Annotated in this window: 13 protein-coding genes and 1 pseudogene; 2 read left to right on the top strand and 12 right to left on the bottom strand. The window is 37.4% G+C overall.

What is annotated here, in order from left to right; all coding sequences use genetic code 11:
• Positions 1-96 precede the first annotated feature (96 nt).
• The 3 genes from QM867_RS00200 to QM867_RS00190 all read right to left on the bottom strand — a co-directional run bounded on the left by QM867_RS00200 (position 97) and on the right by QM867_RS00190 (position 3,576).
• Complete coding sequence (locus QM867_RS00200; RefSeq protein ID WP_414314869.1) at positions 97-2,316, bottom strand: ComEC/Rec2 family competence protein; 2,220 nt, start codon at positions 2,314-2,316, stop codon at positions 97-99.
• A complete protein-coding gene (locus QM867_RS00195) occupies positions 2,300-2,941 on the bottom strand; it encodes a helix-hairpin-helix domain-containing protein (protein ID WP_075231238.1) in 642 nt (213 codons plus the stop codon). Before QM867_RS00195 ends, QM867_RS00200 begins: the two co-directional genes overlap by 17 nt.
• A gap of 65 nt (positions 2,942-3,006) precedes the next feature.
• Positions 3,007-3,576, bottom strand: coding sequence for a GNAT family N-acetyltransferase (locus QM867_RS00190; protein ID WP_414314868.1), 570 nt, complete (start codon positions 3,574-3,576; stop codon positions 3,007-3,009).
• 168 nt (positions 3,577-3,744) lie between these two features.
• Between QM867_RS00190 and ald the strand changes: the two genes are divergently transcribed.
• Positions 3,745-4,857 (top strand): alanine dehydrogenase, encoded by a 1,113-nt coding sequence (gene ald / locus QM867_RS00185; protein WP_000904721.1) that lies wholly within the window; start codon positions 3,745-3,747, stop codon positions 4,855-4,857.
• Positions 4,858-5,209: 352 nt separating this feature from the next.
• Here ald and QM867_RS00180 read toward each other — a convergent pair whose 3' ends face one another.
• On the bottom strand, positions 5,210-11,806 hold the full coding sequence (locus QM867_RS00180) for a S8 family serine peptidase (protein WP_414314867.1): 6,597 nt from the start codon (positions 11,804-11,806) through the stop codon (positions 5,210-5,212).
• A 312-nt stretch (positions 11,807-12,118) separates the two neighbouring features.
• On the opposite strand from QM867_RS00180, the pseudogene QM867_RS00175 reads away from it, so the two are divergent.
• A pseudogene (locus tag QM867_RS00175) lies at positions 12,119-13,104 on the top strand (transposase).
• Here QM867_RS00175 and QM867_RS00170 read toward each other — a convergent pair.
• The 8 genes from QM867_RS00170 to yabA form a co-directional block, all read right to left on the bottom strand.
• A complete protein-coding gene (locus tag QM867_RS00170) occupies positions 13,003-13,989 on the bottom strand; it encodes a PhoH family protein (RefSeq protein ID WP_414312814.1) in 987 nt (328 codons plus the stop codon). The pseudogene QM867_RS00175 and the gene QM867_RS00170 overlap by 102 nt on opposite strands.
• Before the next feature lie 154 nt (positions 13,990-14,143).
• A complete protein-coding gene (locus QM867_RS00165; protein ID WP_414294210.1) occupies positions 14,144-14,359 on the bottom strand; it encodes a YozE family protein in 216 nt (71 codons plus the stop codon).
• Positions 14,360-14,367: 8 nt separating this feature from the next.
• Entirely contained in the window at positions 14,368-15,222 is an 855-nt protein-coding gene (cvfB, locus tag QM867_RS00160) for an RNA-binding virulence regulatory protein CvfB (RefSeq protein ID WP_414314866.1), read from the bottom strand.
• Between the two features lie 60 nt (positions 15,223-15,282).
• Positions 15,283-15,840 carry a ribosome recycling factor gene (frr, locus tag QM867_RS00155; RefSeq protein ID WP_414314865.1) on the bottom strand — a complete coding sequence of 186 codons (558 nt, stop codon included), beginning with the start codon at positions 15,838-15,840 and terminating at the stop codon, positions 15,283-15,285.
• A gap of 8 nt (positions 15,841-15,848) precedes the next feature.
• Positions 15,849-16,583 carry a UMP kinase gene (pyrH, locus tag QM867_RS00150; protein WP_000433488.1) on the bottom strand — a complete coding sequence of 245 codons (735 nt, stop codon included), beginning with the start codon at positions 16,581-16,583 and terminating at the stop codon, positions 15,849-15,851.
• Between the two features lie 86 nt (positions 16,584-16,669).
• Positions 16,670-18,004, bottom strand: coding sequence for a methylenetetrahydrofolate--tRNA-(uracil(54)-C(5))-methyltransferase (FADH(2)-oxidizing) TrmFO (gene trmFO / locus QM867_RS00145; protein WP_414314864.1), 1,335 nt, complete (start codon positions 18,002-18,004; stop codon positions 16,670-16,672).
• A 134-nt stretch (positions 18,005-18,138) separates the two neighbouring features.
• Positions 18,139-19,017 (bottom strand): 16S rRNA (cytidine(1402)-2'-O)-methyltransferase, encoded by an 879-nt coding sequence (rsmI, locus tag QM867_RS00140; RefSeq protein WP_414314863.1) that lies wholly within the window; start codon positions 19,015-19,017, stop codon positions 18,139-18,141.
• Between the two features lie 2 nt (positions 19,018-19,019).
• Positions 19,020-19,337, bottom strand: a complete 318-nt coding sequence (yabA, locus tag QM867_RS00135) for a DNA replication initiation control protein YabA (RefSeq protein WP_414314862.1) — start codon at positions 19,335-19,337, stop codon at positions 19,020-19,022.
• Between the last annotated feature and the right edge of the window lie 4 nt (positions 19,338-19,341).

Below are 19,341 nucleotides of genomic sequence, written 5' to 3'. Positions count from 1 at the left end.
GACACCAATCTTAACTATTTTATAGTAAACAGGATTCAAAATCAAGCCTTGAATGATTGTTTAGACAATTTTAATGTTTAGTTGTCTCTGAAAACATTATTGAACAGTTTCAACATTCCAAGTAGTCCAGCCTTTAAAACGTATAGCACCCTTTTTATCAGTTTTTAATACCAAATTCTCAAGTTCTTTATCTTCTTGGTTATTCTCCCCATTTTTAAGTTTAAATGATTTTTTCTTGTCTATTGAAATGACTGTGATTTTAGCTTGTAAAGTTTTGAAGACCTCACCATCTGTCTTTTTCTTCGATGCTTGCTGATGAGTTATTACTACATCTGCTTGGAGTTTTGAGGAATGACTCGTCAAGAACTTTTCCTCTGTATTTCCAGTAACTAGAAAGGTTTGGTTTAGTAACTTTCCATACATTGTAATTGAATCACTTTTATCCTTATTTTGAGTTGCGATTACTTCCAAATTACTCCCAAAAATAGGTAACTGCTGTCCAGTTTTGATGGCAACTATCTTGACTTTGCTCTCCTTCAACTTATCCATGAATTCTCTCTGTGATAGAGTTTCTTCAGTTACTAGAATTTCTCTAAGCTGGAAGGCTTTACTGATCTCTAACACATGATCTAACTGCTTAGTATCACTAGTCGTCAGAACCAACTGATCAATCTTGGCCACTCCTCGACTTTTCAGATAAGGAATTAAACTACGTTTGGCATTGCTGGTAATAGCTTTCTCCTGCCAGACTTCTTTCTTTTCAACTGCTAGCTTTTCACCAACATCCAGTAGTATGGTCTTCCCTGTCATGTCTCTTAGGAAAATGCTTCGCCCCTGTTCCATATCTAGGACTGTGATTTCATTTTCTAGTGGATGCTTGGTTACTAAAAAGAGTGAGATGGCAACTATGACAAGCATAGATATTTTTTTCAAATTCTTTCGATAGTCGTAGATGAGAGCTAAAGTAATCAAAAGAAGGATTAAAATCCAAAGACTCGGCTGACCAAAAACAAGAGGCCTCGTAGATAGCTGAGAAATATAGCGTATGATGTTTTCTAACCATTCAAAGAGAAAGTTGAACTGGGTGATGGGATATATAAATGACAGACAGAAGAGAATCGATAAGAGTGGTAACAGAACCATATCAAATAATAATGAAAAAGCAAAGGTCAAAAGAATGGACCACGGTTGAAATTCAGAAAAGTAAAAAGATAAAATTGGCAGAATTCCCAAGGAAATAATGCAACTCTCTCTAACCAGACCTTTTATCCCTGCTACTTCCTCACCAGTCATTGTCAGGATAAAGGCATAAGCACAGGAAAGAACTCCCCCAGCAGTTAAGAAAAAGTTCGGCATGATAAGAAATAGAATAGTAATCGTCAAAGCAAAATTATCCAGTGACTTAAAACCATGCTGAGCCAATAGCTTTTGTAGAAGACTACGAATAACTGAAGCTGAAAATCCTGTCAAGCCTGCATAAAACAAAGAAAAGGGATAAGCTAGCCATTTGAACTTCTCTTGCGTCAAGCCCAATCGCAAGAGTGACTTTTTAAAAGCATTCATGAAAAATCCGACCTGCATTCCAGACAAAGCAAAAAGGTGAATAATCCCTAGGCTGGAATAAAGTTCGTTCATTTCCTCAAAGTCTGTGTCCAAATGCCCCAATAAAAGACCGGTCATATAGTTGCGCATGGGATCGGGAAAATTCCGTTTAATCCAGACAACTGCTTTTCTCCTCAAGCTTGATAGATTTTCTCCGATATCCCAACTACTTGATTTCTTTAACTCAATAATTTCAGATATAGTCAAGGTCTGATAAATTCCTTGAGTTTTGAGATAGTTCCGATAATCAAATCCCGCAAAATTACTGACTCCTTGTGGACTAGCTAGCTTACCTTTTACAACCATTTCATGCAGATCAGACAACTGCTGAAATTTTTCCTTTTCAACTTCTGACTGGAGTTTATAATAAACTTGAAAGAGTCTACCTTCAGCCTTGCCACGAAAAGATAAGCTATCACCATTTACCTTGATGGTGTCAGGTAATATTCTCACTGTATCAATCGTGTCTACAAGATTCCGACTAGCTTCTTCTTGTTGCCATTTTTGAAATAAAAACCAACTAGCAAATAGTCCACAAATCAGAAAAACCTTTAGTACAACTTTCCAAGGATGGTGGATAAAAAGACAAAATACTAAAAATACAAACCCAAAAAGTGCTAGAAAACTAGCTGAAAAGATAGCATAGTAGAGCCAGAGCAAGAGAAAGCTGAGATAGATTTTTGGAATTGGAAAGCGACTAATCCACTGTAACATACTCTTTTAACTTTTCTATCGTTTTTGCACCAATACCAGAAACCTTTTTGAGCTCATCAACTGACTTAAACTTACCGTTGGAATCACGATGGTCAATAATATCTTGAGCACGTTTAGCACCTAAGCCTTTGACTTGTTTCAGTTCCTCTAAACTGGCTTTATTGAGATTGACTTTCTTATTTTCCTTGCTGTTAGAAGCATTTGATTGTGTTGCTTGACTGGTAGCTTCTTCCTTAGTTGGAACATAGACAAGTGCTTCGTCACTAATTTTCTGAGCAAGATTGATAGATTTATTGTCTGCATTATCTGTCAGTCCACCAGCTTTTTGAACAGCATCATTGATACGACTTCCAACTGGCAAATCATAAATCCCTGGTGTTTTGACAGCCCCTTTGACATCGACAGTAATCAGATCTTGCTCCACCACTTCTTCCTTCTGATTTCCATCTTCCTTTTCATCCGTCGAATCCTTTGGAACAGCTATAACTTCAGACTGCAAATTACTTTCCTTAGCAGGTGTTTGAGCGACTGGTTTTAGGAGGAAAAATCCACCCAAGACCAAACCCAAACTAACACAGATAACGATAATTTTATATTCTTTGATTTTCTCAATAAGTTCTTCCATATTTTCTCCTCTCTTAGCTTATTCGTAAGAGAAAGAAAAAACAGCTGAAAAATCTTTTCAACTGCTTACTTATTTGCAAAATAATCCTCCTTGGTTAAAATGTAATGTACACGTGTTACAATTCGTCCTGGTTCTTTATAGTCCATTCTAGCATATGGTTCTTCGTGGGAGAAGTGCATACCTGATTTCTCCATGACTTTTCCTGACGCAGGATTATCCTTATCGTGAAGGGCCGTCAACTTATTCATCCCAATCTTTTCAAAAGTCAGTTCAATTACAGCTCTGTTGGCTTCTGTCGTCAAACCTTGATTCCAATATTTTTGATGGATAATATAACCAATGGCTGCCTTCTTAAGAACAGTGTCCATCTTGTGCAGGTCAATAGTTCCGATAAACTCTCCAGTACTTTTTAGTTCAATTCCCCATCGCCCCAAGGGATTGGCTAGATAAAACTGGGCAATATTATTCTTGGTTTCCTCTAAACTTTGATTGGTTGGAAAAGTATAGCGTGTATTTTCTATATCTGAGGCATACTCAAACATAGCTTCTGCATCATCGAGCGTTACTGGTCTAAGCACTAAGCGTTCTGTTTCGATAATTGGATGCTTAGCTAGTTTGATAAATAGTGATTCCATGATTACACCTCCGAAAATAGGTTGCTAAAAGAATAGCATAAAAGAAATAGGTTTACAAGTTTTTCTTGCAATTTAAAGCGGTTTCATATACAATAAAGTCATCACAAAAACTCTAAAGAATGATGTGATACAAAAATTGAAACAGCGTAATAGAAAGTGAGTTATCCTATGCTAATTGGAATTCCAAAGGAAATTAAAAATAATGAAAATCGTGTTGCTTTGACACCTGCTGGTGTACAAAGTCTCGTTGGTCGTGGCCACCGTGTCCTCATCGAAACAAATGCTGGACTTGGATCTGGTTTTACTGATGCTGACTATGAAAAACAAGGAGCTGAAATTGTCGCAACTGCTGCTGAAGCCTGGGCTGCAGAATTGGTTGTTAAAGTCAAGGAACCGCTAGCTAGTGAGTACCAGTTCTTGCGTGAGGATTTACTTCTCTTCACCTACTTGCACATGGCAGCTGCTCCAGAATTGGCTGATGCTATGCTTGCAGCTAAAACAACTGGTGTTGCTTATGAGACTGTCCGTGATACTCAAGGACAACTTCCACTTCTCGTTCCAATGAGTGAGGTTGCAGGTCGTATGGCTGTCCAAATTGGAGCCCACTTTTTGACTAAACAAGCTGGTGGTTCAGGAGTTCTACTCGGTGGTGTTCCTGGTGTTCCTAAAGGAAAAGTAACCATCATTGGTGGTGGTGTCGTTGGTACTCACGCAGCTCGTATCGCTCTTGGTTTGGGAGCTCAAGTAACCATTCTTGATATCAGCGCTAAACGCCTCTCAGTCCTTGAAGACGTCTTTGGCCACCAAATCCAAACCCTCATGTCTAATCCATTTAATATCGAAGCAAGTGTACGTGAAGCAGACGTTGTGATCGGTGCTGTCTTGATTCCTGGTGCCAAAGCACCAAAATTGGTAACAGATGACATGGTTCAACAAATGCGTCCTGGTTCTGTCATTGTTGACGTTGCTGTTGACCAAGGTGGTGTTATAGCGACAGCTGACCGTGTAACAACTCACGATGAACCTGTCTATGAAAAACACGGTGTTCTTCACTATGCCGTTGCTAACATTCCTGGAGCAGTTGCTCGCACATCTACGATTGCCCTTACTAATGTGACTCTTCCATATATCGAAGCCTTGGCAGGAAAAGGATTTAAGAAAGCTATTTCTGATGATGCTGGTTTACGTGAAGGAGTTACAACTTATCAAGGTATCCTCACTAGCCAACCTGTTGCAGAAGGCTTGGAACGTGACTTCACTTCAATCAGTGAACTTGTCTAAAATGATTTATAAATTAAAACTACAAAAATAAGAAGCTACATAAAAACTAGCTTTTAAATCTCAAAAACGAGCATTTCCGTTCTTGGAGATGCTCGTTTTCTCATGTCATGGTTTATAATTTAAATTTTGATAGACTCTATTTTCTAATCAATGTGACCAATATTGTCAATACTAACCCTTTCAATCAATTTATTAGTTATAGAAACTAAGTCCATTACTAAATCCAAAAAGAGTATTAATAGTAAAGGAAACTAAATAATTGAGTGATAGATGGCTATTTTCACAAAACTGTTTCATCATCACACTATCTCATCTCAGCACATAAAGCATTTCTTCATCTATGGCTTTTGTCTTAGTCTTGATCTTTTTTCTTCAATCCAAGAAATGCACCTACGGTAAACATTATTCCGGCAACTAATGACGTGAAGACTTCGCTAACTGTACCGGTTTTTGGCAACCTATCATCGTTAGCAGTTGATTTACTACCGATATTGGTATCTTTACTAGCTATGTTCTCTGGTTCATTAAGAAGGACTTCCTTCTTATTTTCAAAGTTTTTATCATTTTTTGTAGCTTTAACATCCTTAGTTGAATCAGATTTGCGTGAATGATTTTCTCTTTGGAAATCCTCTTTTCTGTGACTTTCATTTAATTGACTATAATTTACTTGTACAGTAACTGTAGCTGTGACATCCTTAGTCGAATCAGATTTATGTGAATGATTTTCTCTTTGGAAATTCTCCTTTCTGTGACTTTCATCTAATTTATTATGATTTACTTGCGCGTTATCTTTCTTTTTCGATACATCAAAAGTAGGTTTATTTTCTTCCTCCTTTTTCTCCTCTATTTTCTTGAATACAGGTTTTATAAGGGTATCTTTTGATAGATTAAGAACATAGCCAGCGTCTTTTTTCCCTTCGAAACCAGAAATTTCCCAGCCATCAAATTGATAGCCTTCTTCTAATTCACCCTTATAGACAGGTAAAATGAAATCTTCTTCCGCCACTATCGTTGAACTCATTTCTTTTCCATTTTGAATGGTCACAGTTACTGTATGAGGTTTTAGTTCGCTTACCTCTCCCGTATCTTTGTTTAAAATGAATTCTTTTACGGTCGTATTTCTTGCAAAATCTTTTACAACAATCTTAATGTTTAGTGTCTTATCTGTTAGTTGTTTAATATCATCAAATGATTTATATTCTTTTCCATTTACATAAATATGTTTGTCTTGAATCTCACCATCGAATCCATTATTTCTTTTATCATTGATGTTAAAGACTACAGATTTTCCGTCAGCATATTCAATACTAGTATTTCCCTTAGGATCAATGTTTACTTCGGGTTTGACATTATCATATAAAAATTGATAGTGTACTCCAACCGCTTTCACATTCAAATCGCTATAGCCAGTTTTAAGATAAACATTTCCATCCATATCTGTTACCTTATCTGGGAATCCGTTTGCTTTATAGTCTTTCATTCCCCAGTCCATGATGTCACCGTCTTTAACATTAAGCTTAACGTTAAAATCTCTAGTGTTATCAATGTGTAAATCTCCGTAGATTAAATAATTATCTACAACAGATTCATTAACTCTCAACTCCCAGTTAAAACCACCCTTATCAGAAATCTTACCTCTTAAATAAAATTCTGGATTTCGTACATAAATTTTATTAGATTTAGATGGATTAAAGTAGTTCTTGTCCATTGAAAGATTTACTGGTTTTGCATCAATAAATAACGTAGAGCCATCTTCTTTTATAGCTTCTACATTGGACTTATCCTCTCCAGTGTACTCTTTACCATCCTTACCAAATAATACCAGTTTAGAAGGATCTGTTACAAGATTTCCATCTTTATCGATTGCCTCCCCTTTATCGTTCATTTTAAATCTAAACACTTGATACCTTACAATGTTAAAGCCGTCCAAAGCCGACATTAATACGGGTTGAGTACTTCTTCCATCTTCAACATTTCTACTATCAGCATAAATTATTTTTTCTGATAAGACTCTTAGATTAGGATTGGCCTTTTGGATTTTTGCTATATCTTCCTGGCTATAGACTCCATTTCCTTCTAACATATCCGTTTTTCCAGGATTATAGGTAGTCACTTTTAGTGCATAGCCTTTTCTTAGAATGATGTTATCTTTTAACAGATATTGTTGTTTTTCTGAATCAGAATAGATTTTACCAGATTCCATGTCCGTTAAATTGTTTGGTTTGTTTTTTGAAAGATCTCCTTCTCCTAATTCTATTACATTCCCATAACTTGATGCATAGGGATATTCTGTTTTAGTTTCCTTATTTTTTTCAGGCATTCTAATTTTAGTTTCAGCTTTTATCTGATCATCATCTTTAACAAAGAATCTCATATCTCCTGAAAAAGCTAATCCATCCACAATATCATTAATATTAGCGTATAAATCAAATGTCATCGTTTTTGAGTGGGAATCATACTTGGTCGTTTTGATTTCTATCGATTTATATTTATTACCATAATATACCTTGGCATTTTTAGAAACATTACTTATCTTTCCAAGAATTTCAAAGTGTCCATCTTTAGACGGGCTTAGAACACCATAAATTTTTGATTTGATTTCGTCAAGTTTTTCAGTTTCATATTCTAAGGCACTACCATCGTCATAAGCAATGATATTTCCCTTATCATCGTATTTATAATCGTATTCTTCTGTCCTCTTACCAGTTTCACTTGTAAAGTCATCAACTTCTCTAAATTTCTTTTTAATGAGTTTCTTCAAGTCTTTACTTTCAAACTCTCTAATTGTTGAAATCGTTTTATGAATAGTCAAGCTAGATTTTTCTTCGATAGACTCTTCATTTTCTTGATGATCTTCTACTTCAGCTGTCTCTTTGTTTAGGCTATCATCTTTAACACTTTTTAAATTCTTAAATTTAGATTCAGGAATTTCTCCAAGCTTTTGGTATTTAGATGAATCTTGGTCAGGATCTACTAGATAATAGGAAATCATCCCCTTTTCATCAGCATGATCAGCAAATTTAATTCTATGAATCTTTGTGAAATTGCTAGAACCATCTAATGCAATGACTTCAATGATTTTTCCTCTTAAATCTCCTGCACCATTAATTTCATAAATGGTATTTCCGTCTTTGTCAAGTTTCCTATTTCTTCCTTGACCCTCACCTGCGTAAGTTACTTCAAGATTTTTCTCAACCTCTCCATCTTCATTAACCAGAGCGGCGCCAGCATACCAAACTTCGTTTGCAATCTCGTCAAATTTTTCAGGATGTTCTTTCTGATCTCTCGCAAATAGAGTTTCATTCTTGTATTGCTCTTTTACCTTGTGATAAGTATCCTTTGTAATCAACTTAATTTTTTCAGGATTTGAAAAATCAATTGAAACAATCTTAGGAGCTGTGTTATCAATTTTTACAGGAATATAGGAAACCTGCCATGGGTAATCCTTGGTTAATCTATATTTAAATTTATAGAAATATTGACCTTCTGCAATCGGTTCAAATTGACCTCTTATCCTAGTAGCTGGATCTTGGTTATCCTTGCTCTCTGGTGCATTTTCTTCCCTACCTCTAGGGTTATAAATGAGTCCATCCCACTTCAAGTCACCCCAAACCTTTAGTTTAGAAGATTTGATTCCCTTTGCATCATTTCTCTTAGAGTTTAAAATTCCTTTAATAAAGTGTTCTCTCGAAATGACTTTTAAATCTCTTTGATTTTCTCCCTCTTTATTTGTATTTACTATTGAAATCATTCCTTCTTCTGCACTTCTTAATACAAGTGGAGAAGGTGTTAATCCTCTCTCAAGTTGAGCATCTTGAGGATTTCCATTTGAATCTAAAGGATAAATTTTAGCAATATTAGAACCACTTGATGATGGTGCGTTGATCCCTTCGTTATTGAAAGCAAATAATTCTGGATTTTGATCTAGGGATGTTGTATTTTTATCTTTTCTATTTTGTATAACTCCTGCTGGATTAAATTTATCTATACCATGTTCTCCACCAATCCCCTTATTTAAGGTTCCTGGAATTTTCGGTTTGCCATCATCATCATAACCTTCCATTGTTTTTGATTTTGAACCTTCTTCCCAGGCCCATTTATCAAGGATTGGTTCGTGGTTCCAATTCCCAGCAAATCCCATTAGAGGCATCGACAAAGAAGGTTGGAAATTTGTTTTCTTCCCATTGGAGTTTAGAGCTTCCATTTCTTCCACTGACTCAAAATGAATAAATGATTCTACAAATTTATTTTTATTTTTAGCCTCTCCAACATTTATAACCGCATTTAAATCAAAGCTAGAATTTGGGCTTATAGTGAAAGTATCATGCTCAAATGTAATATTTGCTCCTTTGACTTTTTCTGGGTGAATTTCTGGAACAATTTGCTTCCCATCTGTTGATTTTTCGTCTTTATATGTTTCATCCAGTTTTAATCTGTCAGTTAGAGCATCTGTCGTTATCGCTGATGCTGAAACTTTAAAGGTTAAAGGTCTATTTGATGTATTGTGAAGCTTAATTGTAAAGTATTTTTTATCTCCTTTTATTTCTTTAAGAGAAATAGAACCATAAGAGTTTACCAAACCTTTAGAATCTGTGTTTTTGAAAGTCGCTACAACTTCATTTCTCAAAGCATTGGCAACATTAATTAGCCCTGCTCCCTGTTGTCTAGGTGATGCAAAGTATTGACTTTTTTCTTTCCAAGAAGTCGCATCCATCATAGGCCGTGCAGTATTTTGTAGGGCAATTTTTGTAAGACTTGTAAGGTCTATTTTGTCATCTCCCTTAAGATTTTTCAAGGCAGGTCTTTCAAGCATTTCCTTTAACTTTGGTCTAATCAAAACAGTAGAAGCTGCCACGATTGGAGTTGCCATACTAGTCCCTGACATATAACCATAAGTTGATTTCCCATTAATGACATTGAGAGTGGATTTAATATTTTTACCTGGTGCTGAGACATCAGGTTTTAAAAGTAAATCTGTTCTTGGCCCCCAAGATGTAGATCCTGCTGGAACTATGACATCTTCTTTATACAATTCTTTGTCTGTGTCAGGTGCAAACTTAAAGTCAATTTCTTTTTCATCACCTACATTCGGTTTATTAGAATTATAGCTTGCCATATCAATTGGATAGTATTGTTCTAATTTATCTTTGAAATCTTCCTTACTATTTCTTTTAACCTCAGTTTTTTTATCAGGATTAATCATGTTCCATAGCTTTACACCATCATCTCCTGAAATTGAAAATACTTGACTTTTAGTCCCTTCATCCGCTTCATATCCCATGGCTGGAAGCTCTGTCCAATTATCTCTATTGTAGTAATTGACAGTATTTACAACCATAATGGCGCGTGCGCCCTTATCCGTAGCTCGTTTAAAAGCATCTTTTAAATCCTTGGTATAAATTCGATCCATTACTGCAATTTTGCCCTTAAGATCCAATCCTATCAAATCTTGGTCTTGGCCTTTGCCTATATATACAAAGTTTAATTTACTAGGAGCTTTTGAACCATCTTCATTTGTTGTGATTTTATTCTTATCGAAAAAGGCCCCTATATTTCTGTATTTAAAATTTTCTCCACCTATATTAACTTTATCAAACTCAACTGTTTGATTTTTAGCAGAAGCGACTGCTATCGCATCTTCATGTGCTGCTGTTCGCGTTACATTTCCAGTGTCGGTCATTTTCAGATTATTATTTGCCACCAAATCCCATGAAGAACTTGAAGCAGAAGTTGCATAGTTACCCGTAGCTACAACCATTGGAATGCCTGCTTTTCTTAGCGCTCTAATAGCTTCCCAATATTTCTCACCTACAAGACCTGTTCCTGTAAAGCCAGATGATACCGAAACAACATCGACATTGTGTTTGATCGAATCTTCAATAGCATGAAACATTGTTTCATCTCCTGCGAAGCCAGATCCTGCGTCAGAGTACATTTTATAAGAGAAGATCTGTGCATTAGGAGCAATTCCATCTATTCCGTTAAAGTTTTTAATATCTTTTTCAGTATCATTTCCCGCAAGAATCCCTGCAATATGCATCCCATGTGGATCAAAATAATCGCTCCCATCATCAGCTTTTTCTACAGTAATTTTACCACCATTATAATAATTGAAAGCATGAGGGATTTTATCACTCAACCAGAAATTTTTATCAGTACCTTTTAAGTCTTCTTTTTTGAATCTCATTGAGCCTTTAGCATCATCATCAATCCTCATAGCCTTGTGCCTATAATCTGTCCCGGTATCGATATTTGAAATGACCATACCTCTACCATCAAAATTTTTACCAAATGGAGCATTGATAGATTTTAGGTAATCAATTGCCTCTTCAACTCCAATTTCCTTCCTAGCATGATTCATCATTGGCTGGACTTTTTGTGATCGTTCAACCGATGAGATACCTTCTATTAGTTTAATTTTGTCCAGATTATCTGGAGTTGTTTCTATTGCAACACCATTAAAAACTGTATCATAAGTATATAAAACTTTTGTATCCTTAAGATTGGATAATTCCTTGATTGCTTTTTCTCCAGATTCTTTATCTTTAAATTCAGCAATATAGACAAGTTTATCCTCTTTTTTGGGACTTTCTGGGTCTTTACTTGCAGACGAGTCCACTTTATCTTCTTTGGATTGATTGGAATCTTCTTTGATTGTTTCTTCTTCATTGCTAGTTTTGTTATCTATCACAGATTCTTTACTAACAACTTCTTTTTCCTCAATAACCGTTGTTTTCTTCTCTTCAGTATCCTTTGAAGTTTCTATAACATTATGAATATCTTCAAGTTTTTCTTTGTTTTCGTTTTGTTTACCTACTAATGTTTCTTTATCAGAGATATTTAAAGCATCTTCAGAGCTAGATGTGTCTGCTAAAACTACCTCATTAGGGACATATGCTGCTAAAATAACTGCAGCTGTGGTTAATGACAATACTGTACTTTTTTTCATTTTAATTCCTTACATATTTATTTAACTTCCAATAGATAGAAAACTTTAACTTTGCTAGCCTTTGTTATAAAAAGTTTTACTAAGTATTATCTAGGAAATAGAGTAGTACATTTATATATAATTGTTAGCTCTCTGAAAAATAGTATATCAATTAAAAAAAGTTAAGTCAAGAAAAATTAAGGTCTATTAATTTTATTTTTAACATATGTTAAAAATAATAAAAAGTTTCGTAGTTAACTGAGATACATTATAGGCACATTCACACCATCAAAAATAGTAGGAATCAAGTTGAACCACTAAAATCATTTAAGTTTGGAAGTAAATCATTCCTACGATATTCCATCAACTCACGAAGCGAGAATGATTAGCCTATTTGTTGACAATATCCCTAGTCAAATATTACTGAAATAGACCTCTCACACTGGTCGCCCTGCCTTTCGTCCAACCATGCTCATGAAGATGACCATATTCGCTTATGGTCGTCAAGTGTTCTTGGGACGTAAAATCGTTCAATTGAACGAAGAAATCATTCCCATGAAATGGTTGAGCCAAGATACCTATGTTAGCTATAAAACGATTAATAATTTCCGCTCCAGTAAACATGCCAACAACCTAATCAAAATTGACTAAAAAGTACTAAACGAGCACAGATAACCCAATGAACTGGGAATATCTTGAGGACACGGACCAGTTTATAAAGCCCGACGGACTAGTTTATTCCTTTAAGAACTACTCTAGTCGAACTGATAAGTATGGCTTTCAACGTGATTTCAAGATTTATGAGGCGAATAAAATTCAAGATACTCCTGAGTTAGAACAGTTGGCTAAAACAGATAGTAGAAATCAGAAACAAATCCATTATAATCAAACTTGGAATTACTTTAAGGAACTCCTTACGCAAACATTACATAGTGAAGAAAGCTTTCAAATTTATGCCAAACGGAAAATTGATGTTGAACCCGTTTTTGGTAGTTTTCGGCGTGCGCAGAGTGCATGTCAGAGGTAAACAAGCTGTCGCAACAGAGATAGGATTCATCTTTATGAGCATGAATCTCACCAAATTAGCCAAGAATCTAGCCTCTAAAACATCAACTATTCAAAAACCACACAGTGTTTCTTTCAGCTTGATTGTATTCAAGACTGAAATCACTGTGTGGTTTTATTTAGAAGCTAGTTTTTGCCTAGGTCCTTTTTCCTTATTCTCTTTCTTCTTCACTTTCTTCAGCTTTGACAGGTCGAGGTTCATAGGCTCTGATAATCTGAGCAACGACTGGGTGGCGAACCACATCCTTGGCTGAGAAGTGTACAAAGTCGATCTGGTGAATATTCTTAAGTTTTTCTTGGGCATCAATCAAACCTGACTTAACATTACGGGGTAGGTCAATCTGGCTAATATCACCATTGACAATCATTTTAGAATTAAAGCCTAAACGTGTCAAGAACATCTTCATCTGCATGATGGTTGTATTTTGCGCTTCATCCAAGATAACGAAGGCGTCATCTAAGGTACGACCGCGCATATAGGCCAGGGGCGCGATTTCGATAATTTCACGCTCCATGAGACGAGTCGTTTGGTCTTTTCCTAGAATCTGATACAAGGCATCATAAACTGGACGAAGATAAGGATCAACCTTTTCCTTGAGATCTCCTGGAAGAAATCCTAGACTCTCTCCTGCTTCTACTGCTGGACGTGTCAGTATGATTCGCTTGACTTGTCCACGCTTGAGGGCTGTTACGGCCAAAGTCACTGCTAAGAAGGTCTTACCTGTTCCTGCCGGCCCAATACCAAAGGTCACATCGTGTTGCTTGACACTATCCACATAAAGCTTTTGACCCAGGGTTTTAACACGGATGGGCTTACCTGTATTATCTTTGATAATCTCTTCTTCATAAAGGGCGACAAACTTATCGATTTCATTATTCTTAACCATTGTAATGGCTGTCACCACATCCGGAGTTCCAACAGTCATTCCACGATTGACCAAGACCATCAAGGCTTGGATAACTTGGCGGGCTTCCTCACAAGCTGACTCCTCCCCCAAGACTTGTACAATCTCTGTACGAGCGTGGATGATGACACCTAACTCATCCTCCATCAAACGAAGGTGGCGCTCATTAGAACCAAAAAGATGAAATAAATCATCTGGATGACTAAGCTGAATGTCTATTGAATGTTCCTTCAAATAAAGAACCTCTCTAACTCTTTTAATTTTATATAATGTTTCGTTTACTTTTAGTAGTTAAAAAGTCGATTAGAAGCTAGTAAAAATTAAACTGAATGACTATATTATAGCAAATAGGCTGAGAAATTACTATCCCCAACCCCATCTAGTAGCCTTAATGTTCTAGATATTCTTGCCAAATTCGATCAAACTCTCCCATATTAAAGGAAAAGCTAGCATGTTCCTCTAAAAAACGACTGACTTGATCGAAATCATCTGTATGCTTTGGGAAGCCAGACTCCTCAAAAGCCAAATCCGCTAAAATTGCTTTTGAACTATTGCTTTTAGGATTGCGTTCGGTCATCAGCCAAGTATAAAATGATTTTCTCATAAGCCTCCCTAGATTAGTTCCGTACCAAACTGGTCTTGTTTAATTTTACCAGCTTTCATCAAACCACCGAGCGCTTTTTTAAATTGACCTTTAGAAATACCAAAGGTAGCCTTGATATCATCTGGCGCTGACTTGTCATTCAGGGTCATGAAGCCACCATTGTTTTCCAAGTAAGTCAAGATCATCTGTGCATCGTTTTCCAACATCTCAAAAGAACGTGGTTTTAGTGAAAGATTTAGTGTGCGATCAACTTCACGGAAACCAATAACACGTGCGTCTAAAACTTGGCCCAAACGAGGTTCTGCATAACGCTCACTTGGATGGATGAAGCCCAGCATATTATTTTCCGGTAAATAGACAAAGGTTCCTGATAGCTTAAGACGGTAAACAATGGCTGGCCAATTTTGATTCTGCATGTTATTGTAGGCAGGACGAGCCAATCGTTGGAAATCTTCCTGATAAGCCAATACGCCCCAGATACGGTCCTTCTTGTCCACTTCTAGACGAATGTATAGGCGATCGCCTTTCTTTGGCCAAAGTTCTTTAAGCTCAGGTAGAATATCAAGTGACACAACGATTTCCTTGTCAGGAAGACCTGTATCAACAAAGACACCCAAATCCTTACGGACTTCTGTTACGGTTCCCCAACCAAATTGGTCCTGAGTTGCAGTGACCTCTATAGTTGTCAAACGTAGCTTTTGCTTCATGTCTGTATAAGCAAAACCTTTGACCGTATCACCAACTGTATGGGGACCTTCTTCTTTAGCTAGAGCATATGTTTGACCATCCTTTTGAACAAAGTAAAAACGGTCATTTTCATCGATGATGAGTCCAACGATAAAACTTGCAAGATTTGTATTCATGTTTCCTTCTTTCGAATAAAACTCAGCCAGCAATGCCAACTGAGTTTTTCTGTTTATTTCTTAGACTTCCAAGATTTCTTTTTCTTTATTGGCAGTCATTTCGTCGATGTGTTTTACAGCATCGTCTGTTGCTTTTTGAATATCTTTTTCAAGAGTCTTCAATTCGTCTTCAGTGATTTCTTTAGCTTTTTCTTGTTTCTTAGCTTCATCCATAGCGTCACGACGGATATTACGGATAGCAACTTTAGCATTCTCACCGACTTTTTTCACTTCTTTAGCGAGGTCGCGACGAGTTTCTTCTGTTAGAGCTGGGATCACCAAACGAATAACAGAACCATCGTTAGCTGGTGTGATACCTAGGTCTGAAGCATTCAAAGCACGTTCGATATCTTTCAAAGATGATTTGTCAAATGGTGTTACCAACAAAACACGCGCTTCTGGGATTGTGATAGAAGCAATTTGGTTAAGTGGTGTTTCAACACCATAGTACTCAACGTGGATGCGGTCAAGCAAGCTAGCATTAGCACGGCCAGCACGAATACTTCCAAACTCACGAGCAAGTGAGTGGTGAGATTGGGTCATTCTCTCTTTAGCTTTTTCAATAATTGCGTTAGCCATAATCTTTCTTATTCCTTTTCTTCGATATTATTTGAAACTGTTGTTCCGATATTTTCCCCAAATACGACACGTTTGATGTTGCCTGGTTGGTTCATATTGAAGACAACCAAGTCAATGTCGTTGTCCATTGAGAGGGTTGAAGCTGTTGAGTCCATGATACGAAGTCCTTTGTTGATAACGTCACGGTGAGTCAATTCTTCAAACTTAACGGCTGTCTTGTCTTTCTTAGGATCGGCATTGTAAACACCGTCGACACCATTTTTAGCCATGAGGATGGCATCTGCTTCGATTTCAGCTGCACGAAGAGCCGCTGTTGTATCTGTTGAGAAGTATGGTGAACCAATTCCAGCACCAAAGATAACGATACGACCTTTTTCAAGGTGACGAAGGGCACGTCCACGTACGTAAGGCTCTGCCACTTGTTGCATGGCAATGGCTGTTTGAACACGTGTATCCACACCAACTTGTTGCAATGAATCTGCCATTACAAGAGCATTCATAACGGTTCCAAGCATTCCTGTATAGTCTGCTTGAACACGATCCATTCCAGCTTCTGCAGCAGGTTCTCCACGCCAGAGATTTCCTCCACCAATAACGAGGGCAATCTCAATACCTAAGTTATGTACTTCTTGAATTTCTTGAGCCATTGCTTGAACAGTTTTGATATCAATTCCGACACCACGTTCGCCAGCAAGGGCCTCACCTGATAACTTAATCAAAATACGTTTATATTTGGGTTCCACCTGACTTCGCTCCTTTATTTTATTCAAACTATTTTATCACATTTTTTGAGAATTTTATAGTCTCATGAGTTATTCTTTTGAAAATTTTAAACAGATAAAAAGTTTTCCAAATCAGCCAAAGCACGCTCTGCAATTTTTTCATAACGAGCCTTCTTATCACGAATGCGGTTGCCTTCCAATTCCTTGATAATTCCGAAATTGACGTTCATTGGTTGGAAGTGTTTACTGTCAGCATGGGTGATGTAATGAGCTAGACTTCCAATTGCTGTTGTCTCTGGAAAAATAGCCTTGCTTTCGCCATTGAAAAGACGAGCTGCGTTAATACCAGCTACTAGACCTGATGCCGCTGACTCAACATAGCCTTCCACACCCGTCATCTGACCAGCAAAGAATAGATTTGGCTGCTTCTTAGAACGATAAGTCTGCTCAAGAAGATTTGGTGAATCCATATAAGAATTACGGTGCATAACTCCATAACGGACAAACTCAGCGTTTTCAAGACCTGGAATCATTTGGAAGACACGCTTCTGCTCTCCCCATTTAAGGTGAGTTTGGAAACCAACGATGTTATAAAGACTACCTGCAGCATTGTCCTGACGAAGCTGAACGACCGCATAAGGAGTTTTAAAGTCTCCATCACGAGGTCCTGTGTAATCGTCTGGATACTCAAGTCCGACTGGCTTCATAGGTCCATAAAGCATGGTTTTAATACCACGTTTGGCCATAACTTCGATTGGCATACAGCCTTCGAAGTATTTTTCTTCTTCGAAAGAATTAAGTGGCGCTTCTTCCGCATTGACCAAGGCTTCATGGAAATCCATAAACTCTTGTTTGGTCATAGGAGCATTGAGATAGGCTGCTTCTCCCTTATCATAACGAGATTTGAGATAAACCTTGCTCATATCAATGGTGTTGACATCCACAATAGGCGCTGCAGCATCGTAGAAATAAAAACCGTCACCGCCATTAAGAGCGTGAATTTTCTCAGCAAGAGCATCACTAGTCAAAGGACCAGTCGCAACAACTGTAATAGCATCCGTTGGCAATTCTGTAATTTCGTCACGAACGACCTCAATCAAAGGATGATTGGCAATCTTTTCAGTAACCATTTGAGAGAAACCATCGCGGTCAACCGCGAGAGCACCACCAGCAGGAACACGTGTTGCTTCTGCCGATTCCAAGATAAGAGAACCTAAGCGACGCATTTCTTCCTTGAGGAGACCTACAGCATTTGTAAGAGCATCTCCACGCAAGGAGTTTGAGCAAACCAACTCAGCAAAATTGTCTGTTTTATGCTGAGGTGTTGATTTGACACCACGCATTTCATAAAGTTTAACCGGAATACCACGCTCTGCGATTTGGTAGGCTGCTTCAGAACCCGCCAAGCCCGCACCGATAACATTGATATAAGATTGAGACACGACACTAATACCTCTTTGGGTGAAACTTAAGTTCATTCCAGAACAAGTTACTAGACTGTTTGACACCCACAAATCTTTCTATTTTTTTCTTCTTCTAGTATAACAAAAAAAGGGAAGAAGGCAAACTTCCCTGTTTAGTCATTGGATTGATTGTCTTCCCATTCGTGATAAGCAGCGTAGAGCTGGCTTTTGTTCCACTGATAAATCTTCGCAACTTCCTTAATGGCTTGATTTTTCTTGATTCCTTGTTGGATTCGTTCTTGGATTTCTAAGAACAAGTCCTCTTCATCCTTATCTTCTACTTCTTGACTAGCACCCTCCACAATGAGAAGGCATTCGCCTTTAAGAGGTGTTTCAGAAATACTTTCTAGTAGCTCTGAAATCTTTCCTCGTTGGTATTCTTCATAGATTTTAGTCAATTCCCTGACCAAAACCACCGAGCGATCACCGTAGACTTCTAGCATATTTTCTAGCGTATCCGCCACACGGTGAGGTGATTCATAGAAAATCTGGGTCTCTGGATAAGCTTTTTTCGCTTCGAAAAACTGCTTTTGCTGGCCCGATTTTCGTGGTAAGAAACCATAAAAAATGTGAGGTTGTGGTGCTAAGCCACTGGCAATCAAGGCAGAAATCCCTGCACTAGCTCCTGGAACTGTGACAACTGCGATGTCTTCTTCTATGGCAGCCTTGACCAAATCATGCCCCGGGTCAGAAATACTAGGCATCCCTGCATCAGATACTTGGGCAAGATTTTGACCTTGCTTCAACAAACCAATCAAATCAGGAATTTTTTCCTTGGCGTTATGTTCGTGAAAACTAATTTGCTTGGTTGAGATCTCAAAATGCTTGAGCAAAAGTCCAGTATTACGAGTATCTTCTGCCGCGATCCAGTCGACCTCTTTCAAGGTCTGAATGGCGCGAAAAGTCATATCATCTAGATTACCAATTGGCGTTGCGACTAGATAAAGCTTACCATAGGGAGTATGTCCCTTAAAACTCTTTTGAATCTGCATACTTACTTCCTAAATAACAATTCATCACAAAACATGCATTCCGCATCTTGCTCTCGACGTTGACCATAAAAGTCACGGCAAACATGAAAACCGTCCTCATAAATGCGACGGACATTTTCCCTTACATGTTTAGTCTTAGCTGGAGCTGTCTCTTCCACTTCTCCTAATCGTTCTCTCAGTTTATCATTTTCTAAACGAAGAGCTGTATTTTCCTCTACCAAACTCTTGAGATTTTTCTTGATAGCTTCGACGTCTGCCAAGGTTACCAACAATTGCTGTGAAAAGTCATCTAAAGCATCAAATAATTCTTTTTTATTCATTACA

Origin of the sequence: Streptococcus infantis (assembly GCF_047463635.1) — a bacterium.
In the GTDB taxonomy this organism is placed as follows: Bacteria; Bacillota; Bacilli; order Lactobacillales; family Streptococcaceae; genus Streptococcus; species Streptococcus infantis_W.
This window is presented reverse-complemented; position numbering and strand designations above follow the sequence as displayed.